Raw genomic sequence first — 15,487 nt, forward strand, 5'->3', positions numbered from 1 at the left:
TCGAAGAACGGGGTGGACTAGACCGCTGGCTAGTTCATGTCAATCCCATTGATCGGGAAATCCTCGTGCTCCGATTTGTTGCGGAACTGGAGTTCCAGGAAATCGCCGACATCATGCACATGGGGCTTAGCGCCACGAAGATGCGCTACAAACGTGCACTCGATCGAATGAGAGAAAAGTTTTCGAATGTGACGGAATCTTAGTCCGGGAAATATTGTCTCTCTGTTTGGCAAGTTCTGATAAACTTGCCACCCAAGTTGTACGGCCTATGGTTAGGACAACTTATTGACCACCAAGATGGGGATTTAACGGATGAAACTGAAGAACACCTTAGGCGTCGTAGTTGGCTCGCTGATCGCCACCGCCGCTGTCAATGCCTTCGCTCAAGGCCAGGGCGCCGTCGAAGTCGAAGCATTCGGCAAGCGCTACTTCACCGACAGCACCCGCAACATGAAGAACGCGGACCTGTACGGCGGCTCCGTTGGTTACTTCCTGACCGACGACGTCGAGCTGGCTCTGTCCTACGGTGAGTACCACGACGTACGTGGCACCTACGAGACCGGCAACAAGAAGGTCCATGGCAACCTGAGCACTCTGGACGCCATCTACCACTTCGGCACTCCGGGTGCTGGCAACCTGCGTCCGTACGTTTCCGCCGGCGTTGGCCACCAGAGCCTGACCAACATCAACTCCGACAACGGTGGCCGTCAGAACCTGACCATGGCCATGGTCGGTACCGGTCTGAAGTACTACTTCACCGAAAACTTCTACGCCAAAGCCAGCCTCGACGGCCAGTACGGCCTGGAGAAGCGTGACAACGGTCACCAGGGCGAGTGGATGGCTGGCCTGGGCGTCGGCATGAACTTCGGCGGCGGCGCCAAGCCGGCCCCGGCTCCCGAGCCGGTTGCTGAAGTCTGCTCCGACTCCGACAACGATGGCGTCTGCGACAACGTCGACAAGTGCCCGAACACCCCGGCCAACGTCACCGTTGACGCCAACGGCTGCCCGGCTGTTGCCGAAGTCGTTCGCGTTCAGCTGGACGTGAAGTTCGACTTCGACAAGTCCAAGGTTAAAGAGAACAGCTACGCTGACATCAAAAACCTGGCTGACTTCATGAAGCAGTACCCGTCCACCTCCACCACCGTTGAAGGCCACACCGACTCCGTCGGCACCGACGCCTACAACCAGAAGCTGTCCGAGCGTCGTGCCAACGCCGTTCGTGACGTACTGGTCAACGAGTACGGTGTTGAAGGCGGCCGCGTAAACGCTGTTGGTTACGGTGAGTCCCGTCCGGTTGCTGACAACGCAACCGCCGAAGGCCGCGCTGTTAACCGCCGCGTAGAAGCCGAAGTAGAAGCCCAAGCCAAGTAATTGGTCTGAGCTGACGAGAAAAACCCGGCCTAGGCCGGGTTTTTCTTTGCCTGCAGGAAAGTGAGCTTCAGGCGGTGCGAGCCAGGATTGCCTGCTGCGCAGCGGCTGCGACTTCGCCAATCACCAGGATTGCCGGGCTCTTCAGGGCAAAGCGCTGGGCGTCGTCCAGCATGCTGGCGAGTTGGGAGCGGTACTCGCGTTGGGTGGGCAGGGAAGCGCTCTCGATCATCGCCACCGGCGTGCCGGCAGCCATGCCACCGTCGAGCAGGCCGTCGCGGATTTCCGCCAGTTTTGCCACGCCCATGTACACCACCAGCGTTGTGCCGCCCTCGGCCAGACCACGCCAGTTCAACGGGCTGTCGTCCTGGGTGTGCGCTGTTACCAGGGTCACGCCCCGGCTGATGCCGCGCAGGGTCACGGAGATGCCGCACTGGGTCGCGGCTGCCAGCCCGGCGGTGATGCCATTGACCAGTTCGCAGTCGATGCCGCGCGCAGTTAGCCAGTCGGCTTCTTCGCCGCCACGGCCGAAGATGCACGGGTCGCCGCCTTTCAGGCGTGCCACGCGGCGCCCCTGGCGGGCGTAGCGCAGCATCAGGCGGTGGATGAAGTCCTGCGGTGTAGAGCGGCAGCCGCCGCGTTTGCCGACGGAAATCACCCGCGCTGAAGGGCAGTGCTCCAGTACCGCGGGGTTCACCAGGTCGTCGATGAGGACCACGTCGGCCTGAGCCATCGCACGGACGGCCTTCAGGGTCAGCAGTTCCGGATCGCCGGGGCCGGCGCCGATCAGCCAGACTTTTCCACTCATGTCGTTCTCCTCGGGCTGCCGTCTTCGCGGCTTGGTTCAGGCTGTCGCCGCCAGCGGTTTTTGGGCCAACAGGCGCTTGATTTCCGGTACGCAGGAGCCGCAGGCGGTCCCGCACTTGAGTTCGCATTTCAGACCTTCGAGGTCCAGGCCCTTGTCGATACCGGCCTGGATACGGCTCTGGCTGACGTTCAGGCAGTTGCAGAGTGTCTTGTCTGCTGCCGCGCCAGCCTTGCCGGGGGCCGCGCTGAGCGGTGCGAGCAGCCAGCGGCGCAGTTCCTGGTCGGCACGGCCTTCCTTCCAAAGCTCGCGTAGCCAGGCGCGGGCAGCGGTTTCGCCGGCCAGCCGCAGCGAGACAATTCGTGACTGCTCGATACGCACGCGTTTGCCCACGGTGCGGCGCGGGTCGTCATAGGCCATGACCGGTCCATCGCCGAGGTCCAGCAGGGCGTCTATGCGGGCCAGCCAGTCCGCACTGGGGGCCTCATGGTGCGCGGCACGGATCACCAGCGCCGGGCGCTCGCGGCCGATGGGGCTGAAGCTGGCGTAGCGCAGGTCTTCGAAAAGCGGGCGCAAGGCGTCGAAGCGTTTCTGTACGTTGCCTTCCACCAGGGCGAAGAACTGCCAGGACAGCTCGATGCGGCTGACTTCCACCGTGGCGTGTTTCAGCTCGGGTTGGCGGGACAGCGGGTCTACCGCCGGCAGGGTCAGCACATTGATGCCCAGACCCTTGAGGTAGCGGTCGCCCCAGTGCATCGGCAGGAAGGCCTGGCCGGGGCGCAGTCGGTCGTCTGCCTGTACCGGCAGCACCAGTTCGCCACGGCGGCTATGCAGGCGCACCAATTGGCCGTCGCTGATGCGTCGGCGGCGCAGCTCGTCCGGGTGCAGGCCGAGTATGGCTTCTTCCACGTGGCCGAACAGTTGGGGAGCCGTGCCGGTACGGGTCATGCCGTGCCATTGATCGCGCAGGCGACCGGTGTTGAGGATCAGCGGGTAACGCGCATCACGCTTTTCCTTCGGGGCGCGGTAGGGCTCAGCGATCAGCCGGGCGCGGCCATTGGCGGTGGGGAACTGTCCGTCGCCATACAGGCGCTCGGTGCCTTGGGTTGCGCCGGCGCGGAAGGGCCATTGCTGCGGGCCACGGGTGTCCAGCAGTGCGTAGTCGATACCGGACAGATCAAGATCACGTTCACGGGTCAGCAGCTTGTACTCGTCGAACAGCGCGGACGGTGAGCCGAAGTCGAACAGGCTGCTTTCGCCGGGTCGCAGGTGTTGTTCCAGGCGGCGGGCGAAGTCGCAGACGATGTTCCAGTCCGCCCGGGCCTCGCCGATCGCCGGAATGGCCGGGCGCACGTGGCTGATGCGACGTTCGGAGTTGGTCACCGTGCCTTCCTTCTCGCCCCAGCTGGCGGCCGGAAGCAGCAGGTCGGCGTACTGGCAGGTCTCACTGGTGGTGAAGGCTTCCTGGACGATGACGAAGGGGCAGGTTGCCAGGGCTTCGCGCACGCGGGTCTGGTCCGGCAGCGATTGTGCCGGGTTGGTGCAGGCGATCCACAGGGCCTTGATGCGCCCGTCGCGTACTGCGTCGAAGAGCTCGATGGCGCTCAGGCCGGGACTTTCCGGCAGCCGTTCGACGCCCCAGTAGGCAGCCACTTCGGCACGATGTTCAACGTTTGCAGCCTCGCGGTGGCCAGGCAGCAAGTTGGACAGGCTGCCGGTCTCGCGGCCGCCCATGGCGTTGGGCTGGCCAGTGAGGGAGAAGGGGCCGGCGCCGGGGCGGCCGATCTGCCCGGTGGCCAGGTGCAGGTTGATCAGCGCACTGTTCTTCGCGCTGCCGGCGGTGGACTGGTTAAGTCCCATGCACCAGAGCGACAGGACGGACGGCGACTGGCCGATCCACTGGGCCGCACGCTGCAGGTCATCGACTGCGATGCCACAGATTTCCGCCACGGCCAGCGGGCCGTAGTCACGCACCAGGGCTTTGAGCTCATCCAGGCCGTCGGTGTGGGCGTCGATGAAAGCCCGGTCGATCCAGCCTTCCCAGAGCAGGATGTGCAGGATGCCGTGGAACAGCGCGACGTCGGTGCCGGGCAGGATCGCCAGGTGCAGGTCGGCCGCCTCGGCCGTGTCGGTGACGCGCGGGTCGATGACGATCAGCTTCATCTCCGGGCGCCGTGCGCGGGCCTCTTCCAGGCGGCGGAACAGCACCGGGTGCGCGTAGGCCATGTTGCTGCCGGCGATCAACACGCAGTCGGCCAGTTCGATGTCTTCGTAGCTGCAGGGCGGGGCGTCGGCGCCCAGGCTGCGCTTGTAGCCGACCACCGCCGAGGACATGCACAGGCGCGAGTTGCTGTCGATGTTGTTGGTGCCGACCAAGGCGCGGGCGAGCTTGTTGAAGGCGTAGTAGTCCTCGGTCAGCAACTGGCCGGAGACGTAGAAGGCCACGCTGTCCGGCCCGTGCTCGCGAAGGGTTTCGGCGAAGACGCCAGCGGCATGTTCCAGCGCGGTGTCCCAGTCGGTTCGGGTGCGCGACAGGCCCTTGCCCAGGCGTAGCTCCGGGAATTGCGCGCGGGCATCGGCATCGCCGGTCAGGTGCAGGGTCGAGCCCTTGCTGCACAGGCGGCCGAAGTTGGCCGGATGCTGCGGGTCGCCCTGCACGCCCAGGATGCGCTCGTCGTCGTGCTCGATCAGTACACCGCAACCCACGCCGCAGTAGCAGCAGGTCGATGCGGTAGTGCGACGGTTATGGGGCATGGCGCAGCCTCGCTCTGAATCGGAAGCAGGGAAAATCAGGCGCAGTGGGCGAGGTTGTCGCGCAGGGCCAGCAGCACGCGCCCATCCGTGACCTTCACCTCGTGGCGATGGGCGCAACCCTGGTCGGGGGCCACGGCTTCGCCGCTGGCCAGTTCGATCTGCCAGTTATGCAGCGGGCAGGCCACGCGCTTGCCATAGATCAGGCCCTGGGACAGCGGGCCGCCCTTGTGCGGGCAGCGGTCGTCGAGGGCGAAGACCTCATCATCGGAGGTACGGAAGATCGCGATATCGCCCTGGGGGCCGGCGATGACGCGCGAGCCCAGTGGGTTGATGTCGTCCAGGGCGCAGATGTCGATCCAGTTCATGGGGTGTCTCCGGCAAACGGGTAGTAGGGGCCTCGATGACGGGGCCCGGCGGGCACTCAGGCGGGTTCCAGCTGTTTGAGGGGAATCCGTTCGAACTCCTTCTTCAGCGGCTGCTGGGTGATGCGCTCCTGCCATGGGTCCTGCTCCAGCGACAGGGAGAACTGCAGGCGGGCGTTGAGGGCCTGTCGGTTATCCGCGTCCTCCAGCACGGCCTTCTTGATGCGCTCCATGCCGACGCGCTGCAGGTAATGCACGGTGCGTTCGAGGTAGAAGGCTTCCTCACGGTAGAGCTGCAGGAAGGCGCCGCTGTACTCGCGGACTTCGTCGGAGGTCTTGAGCTTGACGAAGAATTCCGCCACCTCGGTCTTGATCCCGCCATTGCCGCCGATGTACAGCTCCCAGCCCGAGTCCACACCGATGATGCCGATGTCCTTGATGCCGGCCTCGGCGCAGTTGCGCGGGCAGCCGGAGACGGCGAGCTTGACCTTGTGCGGCGACCACATGTTGAACAGGTCGTGCTCCAGGTCGATGCCCAGCTGGGTCGAGTTCTGCGTGCCGAAGCGGCAGAACTCGCTGCCCACGCAGGTCTTCACGGTGCGGATGGACTTGCCGTAGGCATGCCCGGAGGGCATGTCCAGTTCCTTCCAGATCGCCGGCAGGTCGTCCTTCCTGATGCCGAGCAGGTCGATGCGCTGGCCGCCGGTGACCTTGACCATGGGCACCTGGTACTTGTCAGCGACGTCGGCGATGCGCCGCAGTTCGGCGGCGTTGGTGACGCCGCCCCACATGCGCGGGACTACCGAGTAGGTGCCGTCCTTCTGGATGTTGGCGTGGGCGCGCTCGTTGATCAGGCGCGACTGCGGGTCGTCCTTGGCCTCGCCCGGCCAGGTGGAGATCAGGTAGTAGTTCAGCGCGGGGCGGCAGGTGGCGCAGCCGTCCGGGGTACGCCAGTCCATGAAGCGCATGGCGCTGCTCAGGGTGACCAGGTGATGGTCGCGGATCGCCTGGCGTACCTGGCCGTGGTTGAGGTCGCTGCAGCCGCAGATGGCTTTTTCGCTCTTGGGCTTCACGTCCGCCGCACCGCCCACGGTGCTGATCAGGATCTGCTCCACCAAGCCGGCGCAGGAGCCGCAGGAGCTGGCGGCCTTGGTGTGTTTCTTCACCTCGTCGACGCTGAACAGGCCGTTTTCCTGGATCGCCTTGACGATGGTGCCCTTGCACACGCCGTTGCAGCCGCAGACTTCGGCGGTGTCGGGCATGTTCGCCGCGCTGTTCTGGCCCTGGTGGCCGACATCGCCGATGCTGCTCTCGCCGAACATCAGGTGGTCGCGGATTTCGCCGACGTTGTGGTTCTCGCGGATCTGCCGGAAGTACCAGCCGCCATCGGCGGTGTCGCCGTAGAGGCAGGCGCCGACCAGGACGTCGTCCTTGATCACCAGCTTCTTGTACACGCCGCCGATGGGGTCGGAGAGGGTGATGGTCTCGGTGCCTTCGCCGCCCATGAACTGGCCGGCGGAGAACAGGTCGATGCCGGTGACCTTGAGCTTGGTGGAGGTCACCGAACCCTGGTAGCGGGCGAAGCCGAGCATGGCCAGGTGGTTGGCGCAGACCTTGGCCTGCTCGAACAGCGGCGCCACCAGGCCGTAGGCGATGCCGCGGTGGCTGGCACACTCGCCCAGGGCGTAGATGCGCGGGTCATAGGTCTGCAGGGTGTCGTTGACCAGGATGCCGCGGTTGCAGGGCAGGCCGGTCTTCTCCGCCAGTTCGGTGTTCGGGCGGATGCCCGCGGCCATCACCACCAGGTCGGCGGCGATCACTTCGCCGTCCTTGAAGCGGATGGCGCAGACGCGGCCGCTGCCGTCGTCGATCAGTTCTTCGGTGTGGGTGTTCAGGCGAAAGTGGATGCCGCGCGATTCCAGCGCTTCCTGCAGCAGCTTGCCGGCGGTGCGGTCCAGCTGACGCTCCAGCAGCCAGTCGGAGAGGTGCACCACGGTGACGTCCATGCCGCGCTGCTTGAGGCCGTTGGCCGCTTCCAGGCCGAGCAGGCCGCCGCCGATGACCACCGCGTGGCTGTGGGTGCCCGCGGTGTCGATCATGGTCTGGGTGTCGGCGATATCGCGGTAGCCGATCACGCCCTGCAGGCGGCTGCCCGGCACCGGCAGGATGAAGGGGTTGGAGCCGGTGGCGATGAGCAGGCGATCGTACTCGGCCTCGGTGCCGTCTTCGGCGTAGACCTTGCGGCGATGACGGTCGATGCGGGTGACCTTGCGGTTGAGCAGCAGGCGGATGCCGTTCTCGCTGTACCAGTTGAGGTCGTTGAGGACGATGTCCTCGAAGGCCTGTTCGCCAGCCAGCACGGGGGAGAGCAGGATGCGGTTGTAGTTGGGGTGCGGCTCGGCGCCGAATACGGTGATGTCGTAGAGGTCCGGTGCGATCTTCAGCAGTTCTTCCAGGGTCCGCACACCGGCCATGCCGTTGCCGATCAGTACGAGCTTGAGCTTCTTCATGTCAGGGCTCCGTCACGCAAAGCTGAAACACGGAAAACAAAAAAGGCGTCCCGCCGGTTACCCAGCGAGGACGCCTTTGTCCAAGTCCCGTTCGATCGGGAAGTGCGAGCCTCTTCGTTGAGGGACGCGCTTTTGTAGATTGTTGCCAGGGTTATTGCAGGGGCTGTGCCAACTTGCTCGGGCTCCGGTTTCCGGGGCTCTCAGCCGGCCTGTTCTAGCGGTTAGCCATTCTGCTGCACTGCGGTGATGCGTTCTGAACCGAACTGGTGCGCCTTCAGCCCCCGTGCAACAGCCAGAGCAGCAGCCCCAGGTTGATCGCCAGCGAGGCCAGGGCGACGCCACGCCAGACTCTCAGCGGTTCGCGCTCCAGCAGCGGACGCGGGCGCGCCGGGGCCTGCCGTTCGCCTTGTTCCAGGGCGAGCAAGCATTCCTCGGCGGTCTCGAAACGCTGTTGCGGCTGGGTGGAAGTCAGTTTTGCCAGCCAATCGTCGAGCCAGGCCGGCACGTCCGGACGGTAGCGGCTGGCCGGGGCGGCTGTGCCGAAGCGCGGATGCTGGAAGGCTTCGATCTCGCCGTAGGGGTAGTGCCCGCAGAGCAGGCGGTAGAACGTTACACCGGTCGCATAGAGGTCCTGGCGGGCGTCCGGTGCTGCGCCCTGGAAAGATTCAGGGGCGAGGTAGCTCGGTGTGCCGGGCAGGTTGTGCGGGTCTTCCTGCGACAGTCCTGGGCAGTAGGCCAGGCCGAAGTCCAGCAGGCGCAACTCGCCGTCGTCGGCCCAGTGCAGGTTTTCCGGCTTGATGTCGCGGTGCAGGATGTTGCGCCGATGCAGCTGGCCCAGGCCGCGCAGCAGGCGCTGGGCGAGGTCCAGCCAGTCGGGCAGGTTCAGCGGGCCGTTGAGTTTCAGGTGCTCGTCCAGCGTCTGCCCCGGATACTCGCGCATCGCGTAGTACAGGTGCTGGCGCTGCGGCAGGCTGTGCAGCTCGGGAAAGTAGCGGCCCTGCACGCGGCGCAGGAACCATTCTTCCAGCAGCAGCGCCTGGGCGGCTTCCGGGGAGTCGCGCAGCGCCGGCGGCAGGGTCTTGAGCAGCCAGGGGCGATTCTGCCGGTCGCGCACGCGGTAGATCAGCGACTGGCGCGACTGGGCCAGTTTGCCTTCCACCTGCCAGCCTTCGAACTCCTGCCCGTCCCGCAGAGCGGGCGGTGCCGGCCAGTGATCGAGCTGGGCGAGGGCGTCGCCGAGACTCGCGGGTGGCAGTTCCGCCACCTGGAGGAGCAGGGCGCTGGCGTTGTCCTGGCTGCCGGCCAGGTGGGCAGCGCTGACCAGCGCATCGGCGCAGGCCTGCAGGGATTGAGCGTCCTCCAGCAGGCGCTGGATGGCGCTGTCGCCCAGCGCGGCCCAGATGCCGTCGCTGACCAGCAGGAAGCTCTGCCCGACCTCCAGCTCTCCGTCGCAGTAATCGACCACGAGGTGTTGGTCGAGACCCAGCGCGCGCTTGAGCACGTGCTGCATGCCGGGCTGTTCCCAGGCGTGGTCCTGGGTCAGGCAATCCAATTGACCAGCATGCCAGCGGTACAGGCGGCAGTCGCCGACGTGGGCGAGGGTGAAGCGCCGGCCCCGCAGGACCAGCGCGGTCAGGGTGGTGAGCAGCGGTTGTCCGCCGCCGTTGGCCTGCAGCCAGCGGTTCTGCGAGATCAGCAGGCGGTCGAGGGCCTGGGCGACGGCCCAGGTCTCGGGGGTGGCGTAGTAGTCGGCGGCCAATGCCTGCAAGGTCAACCGTGCGGCCAGGCCGCCGTCGGCGCAGTGGCTGACGCCGTCGGCGATGGCGAACAGGTGCCCCTTGCTGGAGGCCAGCCCGGCGGGCGGGGTGACTACCCGTAGGGCATCCTGGTTCTCGTCGCGCGGGCCGGTGGCGCTGGCCTGGGCAAAGCTCAGGCGCAGCTGATTGTAGGAACGAGCTTGCTCGCGAACGTGTTCCCCAGTGACCTCCGCATCAAGCGGTTCGCGAGCAAGCTCGCTCCTACAGGCCATGTTCAGACTCGCGCCGCAGTAACGGCCGCGCTGCCCCAGGTGGTGCGCCAGCGGGCTTTCACCGCGTGCAGGCCGAACCAGGCCAGTACGCCGAGGCTGGCGAACAGCCAGAGGCCGATCTGGTAGTCACCGGTGGCCTGCTTGATCGCCCCCAGGCCCGCCGTCAGGCAGAAGCCGCCGATGCCGCCGGCCATGCCGATCAGGCCGGTCATCACACCAATGGTCTGGCGGAAGCGCTGCGGCACCAGCTGGAACACCGCGCCGTTGCCCGCGCCGAGGCTGAGCATGGCGACCACGAAGAGGCCAAGCGCCGCCACTGCGCTGGGCAGGTGGAAGCCCACGGCGGCGATGCAGATCGAGGCGATGGTGTACATCACCAGCAGGCTGCGGATGCCGCCGATGCGGTCGGCCAGGGCGCCGCCCAGCGGGCGCATCAGGCTGCCGGCGAAGACGCAGGCGGCGGTGTAGTAGCCGGCTTTCACCGGGTCGAGGCCGTACTGGTCGTGGAAGTAGCCGGGCAGGGTGCTGGCCAGGCCGAGGAAGCCACCGAAGGTCACGCTGTAGAAAAACATGAACCACCAGCTGTCACGGTCGCCCAGGGCCTTCAGGTAATCCCCCAGGGATTTGGCCGGCGGCCGCTCCGGCGCATTGCGGGCGAGCAGGGCGAACACCACCAGGGTGGCCAGCAGCGGGATCAGCGCGAAGCCGAACACGTTCTGCCAGCCAAAGGCGGCGGCGATGGCCGGGGCGAACAGCGCGGTGAGCACGGTGCCGGAGTTGCCGGCGCCGGCGATGCCCATGGCCTTGCCCTGGTGCTGTGGCGGGTACCACTGCGAGGCCAGCGGCAGAGCCACGGCGAAGGAGGCGCCGGCCATGCCCAGCAATACGCCGAGGATCATCGCCTGCTCCAGGCTGTGAATGCCCAATTGCCAGGCGCCAAACAGGGCGCAGATGACGATCACCTGGCCGAGGATGCCGGCTGCCTTGGGTGACCAGCGATCGGCCAGCAGGCCCATGAGGAAGCGCAGGATGGCGCCGGAGAGGATCGGCGTGGCGACCATCAGCGCGCGCTGCTGGGTCGTCAGTTGCAGGTCGGTGGCGATCTGCACCGCCAGCGGGCCGAGGACGTACCAGACCATGAAGCTCAGGTCGAAATACAGGAAGGCGGCAAACAGGGTCGGCGCATGGCCGGCTTTCCAGAAACTCGTGTTCATCGAACACCTCATCAGCAACGGTAGAGGAGCCCGGTCGTGCGCCACGTGGCAGCCGCCGGGTTCGAGAAGGTCCTGAGCCCCTGCGCCGGGGCAAACGAAAAAGGCGTCGCTCCACCCACCGCACTGTGCGGGTGTGGATGCGACGCCTTTGTCGAAGTCGGGTAATCGCCGTTGATTACCATCGCCTTGTGCAGAGCAAGGCGCGGGCCAACAGCGGAAAATCCCGTCGGCTCAACGAGTTAGTAGGATTCGTGCTTTACCTGCTGTCCCACAACGGGGCGCACGCGTCCCTGGCGTGCTCCCCGTTGGGGCGATTCAGGGGGCGGGCGGGGACGGGAAGAGGACTACCGGGCCCTTGGGCGTGCCGCCGGGCGGTACGTAATCGGGAGCCCTGTTGCCGGCGGCTCCGAGGTGGCGCACGTAGCGATAGATACCGCGCAGGTCGGCTTCGTCCATGATCCGCAGCGTGTGGGAAGGCATTGGTGGACGGAAGTTGGCCTGGCGCGCTATGGCCAGCCATTGCTCTTCGTCATAGGCCTGCATGGCCAGGCGCAGGTTGCTGGCGTAGGTGGTGCCCCAGGGGCCGCTCCAACCGAGCTGGTCGCCGGTGAGCCAGGTGCTTTCGGGGACCTTGTCCGGGGCGAGGATGTAGCCCGCGGTGTGGCAATCGTTGCAGCCGGCGACTTGCACCAGATAGCGGCCGCGCTGGACCGGATCGGTATCCGCCGCATGGGCGATGGCGAACAGTGAAGGGAAGGGCAGGCACAGACAGCTGGACAGCGCGCCCACCCGAAGGAAGGACGGCATGCTGGAATCTCCTCTGGAGGCTGACGAGTACGACTCCAGAGGTATAGCGCGCTGCCGCTTCGCTTGCCGCTCAGGCGATCCAGTTGACGTTGGGGAAGGTGTCGCGGAAGGCCTCGGGAATCGGCACGACCTGGCCGATCTTGTAGTCGAAGAACACGAAGCCGGACTTGGCCATGGCCACCAGGGTGTCGTCGGCCGGGCGGGTGATGCGGAAGATGATGTCGCCGCCGTACTTGTTGAAGTCCATCACACCGACCTCGAACAGCAGCTGGTCGCGGGCGTGGGCCTCCGCGCGGTAGGTGGTGGCGAGGTCAGTGACGATGATGCCGGTCTCGCGGATGCCGTAGTCGAACAGGAAACGCGCTCGGGCCTCGGAGATCATCGAGATCATCGAGTCGTTGCCCAGGTGGTTGGCGCCGTTGATGTCGGTGACGCGAACGGTGAGCTTGGTGGTGTAGATGAAGAGTTCTTCGGGAAATTCCAGTTTCAGGCGGGCCATGGCGGTCTCGATGACAAGGCAACGGGTAGTGCGGATGTGTCGCGCATTCTACGCGCAGTCCGCCCGCCCCGTGCCTCATCAGGTCAGTGAATGGCGAGTCAGCGGTGCGCCGAGTTCAGGTGGAAGACGGTCACCCGCGCACCCTCGCTGCTGTCGCCGTAGTTGTCGTTGATGTACGCGCCGGCCTTGAAGTACAGCAGTTGTTTGGACCAGGTGGTGCTGAGGATCTTGCGGTAGTAGTTGGCCCGACCGTCGGAGGTCTCCACGCGGATCGCCAGGTTGCCCACCGAGGTGACGCGCAGGCTGTAGTTGAAGGTCTGGTCCAGAGCGATGTTGTCGATCAGCGGGACGTTGATGCTGGCGCTATCGTCGGGATGGTTGCGCACCAGGGCTTCCAGGCGTCCACTTTCCAGGGTAGGGAGGTAGTGGTACTGCAGCTTGACCAGGGGCTCGCCGTTGCCGGTGTAGGGCGAGCGGCTGTGGATCTGGCCGATGATGATCTTGTTCTTCGACGGCACCTGCTGGACGCTCATGGTCACGCGCAGCTCGTTGTCGCCCTGGTTGTAGTACCAGTTGGAGACCTCGCCAGCGGTAGTGGTCTCGCGCAGTTCGCTGCGCGGGTAGACGCTATCGGAGGTATGCGAGCCGGTGACGGGAACCCAGAACACCACCTGACTGCCGTCGCGCCGGAAGTAGCGGCTCTGGTAGCCCCTGGCGATCTGCGCGGTGGTGACTTCGGTGGGGCGGGGGTCGGTGGGAACGCTGAGGTTCCAGGTGGTGAGGTCGATCATGGGCTTGCCCTTGCTGAGCCGCACAGGCGGCGAGGTCGGGTGGGCGCCGAGGTGCCTAGCCGGCGGCGGCCACTGCGATGCGCCATCGAACCCTGCCGATGACGCTCCTGGGACCCGGCCAGAAGACCGGGCGGCCGCAGCATAGGGCGTTGCAGGCGAGGTAGGGGCCAGCTCCGCCGCTGGCGAAATGATCGCGCCTTGCCGCCGCTGGCCGTTGGCCGGCTTCACCTCTTCGACGTCAGTGCCCCAACATCTCGTGCATGGCGATGATCTGCTCGGCCACTTGTGAAAGCTTCTGCTGGCGGCCCATGGCTTGGCGGCGCATCAGGGTGTAGGCCTCCTCCTCGGCACAACCCTTCATTTTCATCAGCAGCCCCTTGGCCAGCTCGATGCGCTTGCGCTCGGCCAGTTGCTGCTCGCGGGCCTGCAGTTGGGCACGCAGAGCCTGGTCGCTCTCGAAGCGGGCCATGGCGACATCGAGGATCGGCTGCAGCCGCTGCGCCTGGATGCCCTCGACGATGTAGGCGCTGACCCCGGAGCGGATGGCCTGGCGCATCACCTGCGGGTCGTGTTCGTCGGTGAACATGACGATGGGGCGTGGCTGGTCGCGGCTGACCAGTACCACCTGTTCCATCACGTCGCGGCCGGGGGATTCGGTATCGATGAGGATCACGTCCGGGTGCAGGGCTTCGACCCGTTGCGCGAGGTCCACGGTGAGGCCGGATTCGTCGATGACCTCGAAGCCGCACTCCACCAGCGCGGCCTTGAGGCGCCCGACCTTTTTCGGGGTGTCGTTGATCAGCAGGACGCGCAGCATGCTCAACCTCGCTCCGCCAGGGCATTCAGCTCGAAGCTGCGGGCATAACCGGCCGGGTCGCTGCCGTCCCAGAGGCGCCCGTCGATCAGGGTCGAGGCACGCATCTCGGCGGCCGGCACGCTGACGCCCACGGCGCTGGCGGCTTCTCGATAAAGGTCGAGTTGCTGAACCTGGCGGGCGGTGCCGAGGTAGTCGACGTCCTCGCGCAGCAGGCCCCAGCGGCGGAACTGGGTCATGAACCACAGCCCGTCGGAGAGCCAGGGATAGGTGGCCTTGCCGTCATTGAAGAAGCGCAGCGGGTGCGCATCTTGCCAGGCGTGGCCGAGACCGTCCTGATAGCGGCCGAGCAGGCGTGGCTCGACGCTGGCGAGAGGGGCGTCGACGTAGTCCTCGCTGCTGATCAGCTGGGCGGCACTGCGCAGGTTGTCTTCGTTGGCTTCGATGAAGCGGCTGGCATCGAGGAGGCTCATCACCAGCGCGCGGGCGGTGTTGGGGTACTGCTCGACGAAGGCTCGGGTGGTGCCCAACACCTTTTCCGGGTGGTCCGGCCAGATCTGCTGGCTGGTGGCGAGGGTAAAGCCCATGCCTTCGTCCACCGCCAGCGCGCCCCAGGGGCCGCCGGCGCAGAAGCCGTCAATGCGCCCGGCCTTGAGGTGCTCGACCATCTGCGCCGGGGGCACCACGAGACTGCGGACATCTTGCAGCGGATGGATGCCGTGGCTGGCCAGCCAGTAGTAGAGCCACATCGCATGGGTGCCGGTGGGAAAGGTATGGGCGAGAGTCAATTGTGCTCCGTTCTGGCGCACGTGGCTCCGCAGTGCCTCGGCAGAGGTCACACCGTCGCGCATCAGTGGGGCGGAGAGGTTGATTGACTGGCCGTTCTGGCACAGCCCCATGAGCACGGCCATGTCGGTGGCCGAGGCGCCGCCCAGGCCCAGTTGCAGGTCGTAGATGAGGCCGTAGAGGCTTTGCGCTGCGTCCAGTTCGCCGCTGAGCAGGCGGTCGCGCAGCCCGGACCAGGAGTTCTGTCGCTGCAGGTTGAGCGTCAAACCGTAGGGCTGGCCGAATCCCTGGGTGGCGGCCACCACCAGCGAGGCGGAGTCGGTGAGGGCCATGAAGCCCAGGTTGAGCGCGGTCTTCTCCGGGGCATCGGAGCCGGCCACCCAGGCCAGGTTGTCCGGCAGTGGGCTGGTGCTGTCGATCATCTCCACCTCTCAACGCACTCTCAATACAAAAAAGCGCCGCTCCACCGGCCGTCGAGGAGGCGGTGGCAGCGACGCCATTGTCGGTAGGCGATCCGCCGTTGGATCACCCTTTGCGAAAGTGCAGCAAGGGCTGTGCCAGTCAGCTGGATAAAAAGAAGCCCCGCCATGGAGGGCGGGGCGCAGAGGAAGGGAGCGCACCTCTGGAGGGTTCCACAAGGGCACCTGGGCACGGATATCGGCAGGAGCCTGATCTCCACCTTAGACCCGAGGCGCGTGGGTGCAACCGGTCAATAAGTATTAGGCCCATCGTTAGGGGAGGGCGGGAG

At 65.9% G+C, this 15,487-nt stretch carries 13 protein-coding genes; 2 read left to right on the forward strand and 11 right to left on the reverse strand.

The features are described from left to right. Both FAS41_RS21655 and FAS41_RS21660 read left to right on the forward strand, forming a co-directional pair. The coding region (locus FAS41_RS21655; protein ID WP_281286816.1) for a sigma factor-like helix-turn-helix DNA-binding protein at positions 1–203 on the forward strand (203 nt) is incomplete at its 5' end. A 109-nt stretch (positions 204–312) separates the two neighbouring features. Next, a complete protein-coding gene (locus FAS41_RS21660; protein WP_045208524.1) occupies positions 313–1,371 on the forward strand; it encodes an OmpA family protein in 1,059 nt (352 codons plus the stop codon). Between the two features lie 67 nt (positions 1,372–1,438). On the opposite strand, the gene cobA is transcribed toward FAS41_RS21660, so the two are convergent. From cobA to FAS41_RS21715, 11 genes are all read right to left on the reverse strand, one after another. Beyond that, a complete protein-coding gene (cobA, locus tag FAS41_RS21665; protein ID WP_138525491.1) occupies positions 1,439–2,176 on the reverse strand; it encodes a uroporphyrinogen-III C-methyltransferase in 738 nt (245 codons plus the stop codon). Between the two features lie 36 nt (positions 2,177–2,212). Then, the gene (locus FAS41_RS21670; protein WP_138525492.1) at positions 2,213–4,927 is read right to left on the reverse strand and encodes a nitrate reductase; all 2,715 of its coding nucleotides are present in this window, start codon (positions 4,925–4,927) and stop codon (positions 2,213–2,215) included. Between the two features lie 35 nt (positions 4,928–4,962). Beyond that, on the reverse strand, positions 4,963–5,292 hold the full coding sequence (gene nirD / locus FAS41_RS21675; RefSeq protein ID WP_138525493.1) for a nitrite reductase small subunit NirD: 330 nt from the start codon (positions 5,290–5,292) through the stop codon (positions 4,963–4,965). A 56-nt stretch (positions 5,293–5,348) separates the two neighbouring features. Beyond that, complete coding sequence (nirB, locus tag FAS41_RS21680) at positions 5,349–7,799, reverse strand: nitrite reductase large subunit NirB (protein ID WP_138525494.1); 2,451 nt, start codon at positions 7,797–7,799, stop codon at positions 5,349–5,351. Between the two features lie 274 nt (positions 7,800–8,073). Next, entirely contained in the window at positions 8,074–9,828 is a 1,755-nt protein-coding gene (locus FAS41_RS21685) for a bifunctional protein-serine/threonine kinase/phosphatase (protein ID WP_246084917.1), read from the reverse strand. A 2-nt stretch (positions 9,829–9,830) separates the two neighbouring features. After that, the gene (locus FAS41_RS21690) at positions 9,831–11,042 is read right to left on the reverse strand and encodes a nitrate/nitrite transporter (protein ID WP_138525495.1); all 1,212 of its coding nucleotides are present in this window, start codon (positions 11,040–11,042) and stop codon (positions 9,831–9,833) included. 315 nt (positions 11,043–11,357) lie between these two features. Beyond that, positions 11,358–11,849: a cytochrome C gene (locus tag FAS41_RS21695; RefSeq protein WP_218939121.1), complete on the reverse strand. Its 492-nt coding sequence runs from the start codon at positions 11,847–11,849 to the stop codon at positions 11,358–11,360. 70 nt (positions 11,850–11,919) lie between these two features. Further along, positions 11,920–12,348, reverse strand: a complete 429-nt coding sequence (locus FAS41_RS21700) for a thioesterase family protein (RefSeq protein ID WP_138525496.1) — start codon at positions 12,346–12,348, stop codon at positions 11,920–11,922. 98 nt (positions 12,349–12,446) lie between these two features. Next, entirely contained in the window at positions 12,447–13,139 is a 693-nt protein-coding gene (locus FAS41_RS21705; protein WP_138525497.1) for a polysaccharide lyase family 7 protein, read from the reverse strand. Positions 13,140–13,377: 238 nt separating this feature from the next. Next, positions 13,378–13,956 carry an ANTAR domain-containing response regulator gene (locus FAS41_RS21710; RefSeq protein WP_138525498.1) on the reverse strand — a complete coding sequence of 193 codons (579 nt, stop codon included), beginning with the start codon at positions 13,954–13,956 and terminating at the stop codon, positions 13,378–13,380. Between the two features lie 2 nt (positions 13,957–13,958). After that, positions 13,959–15,161 (reverse strand): CmpA/NrtA family ABC transporter substrate-binding protein, encoded by a 1,203-nt coding sequence (locus FAS41_RS21715; protein WP_138525499.1) that lies wholly within the window; start codon positions 15,159–15,161, stop codon positions 13,959–13,961. Positions 15,162–15,487 lie beyond the last annotated feature (326 nt).

The sequence above is a fragment of the Pseudomonas nicosulfuronedens genome, assembly GCF_005877905.1.
Lineage (GTDB): Bacteria > Pseudomonadota > Gammaproteobacteria > Pseudomonadales > Pseudomonadaceae > Pseudomonas > Pseudomonas nicosulfuronedens.

Bases quoted from the DNA above. Each gene is read 5' to 3' on its own strand.
- FAS41_RS21660 (WP_045208524.1), top strand. From the start codon at position 313: ATGAAACTGAAGAACACCTTAGGCGTCGTAGTTGGCTCGCTGATCGCC.
- cobA (WP_138525491.1), bottom strand. From the start codon at position 2,176: ATGAGTGGAAAAGTCTGGCTGATCGGCGCCGGCCCCGGCGATCCGGAA.
- FAS41_RS21670 (WP_138525492.1), bottom strand. From the start codon at position 4,927: ATGCCCCATAACCGTCGCACTACCGCATCGACCTGCTGCTACTGCGGC.
- nirD (WP_138525493.1), bottom strand. From the start codon at position 5,292: ATGAACTGGATCGACATCTGCGCCCTGGACGACATCAACCCACTGGGC.
- nirB (WP_138525494.1), bottom strand. From the start codon at position 7,799: ATGAAGAAGCTCAAGCTCGTACTGATCGGCAACGGCATGGCCGGTGTG.
- FAS41_RS21685 (WP_246084917.1), bottom strand. From the start codon at position 9,828: ATGGCCTGTAGGAGCGAGCTTGCTCGCGAACCGCTTGATGCGGAGGTC.
- FAS41_RS21690 (WP_138525495.1), bottom strand. From the start codon at position 11,042: ATGAACACGAGTTTCTGGAAAGCCGGCCATGCGCCGACCCTGTTTGCC.
- FAS41_RS21695 (WP_218939121.1), bottom strand. From the start codon at position 11,849: ATGCCGTCCTTCCTTCGGGTGGGCGCGCTGTCCAGCTGTCTGTGCCTG.
- FAS41_RS21700 (WP_138525496.1), bottom strand. From the start codon at position 12,348: ATGGCCCGCCTGAAACTGGAATTTCCCGAAGAACTCTTCATCTACACC.
- FAS41_RS21705 (WP_138525497.1), bottom strand. From the start codon at position 13,139: ATGATCGACCTCACCACCTGGAACCTCAGCGTTCCCACCGACCCCCGC.
- FAS41_RS21710 (WP_138525498.1), bottom strand. From the start codon at position 13,956: ATGCTGCGCGTCCTGCTGATCAACGACACCCCGAAAAAGGTCGGGCGC.
- FAS41_RS21715 (WP_138525499.1), bottom strand. From the start codon at position 15,161: ATGATCGACAGCACCAGCCCACTGCCGGACAACCTGGCCTGGGTGGCC.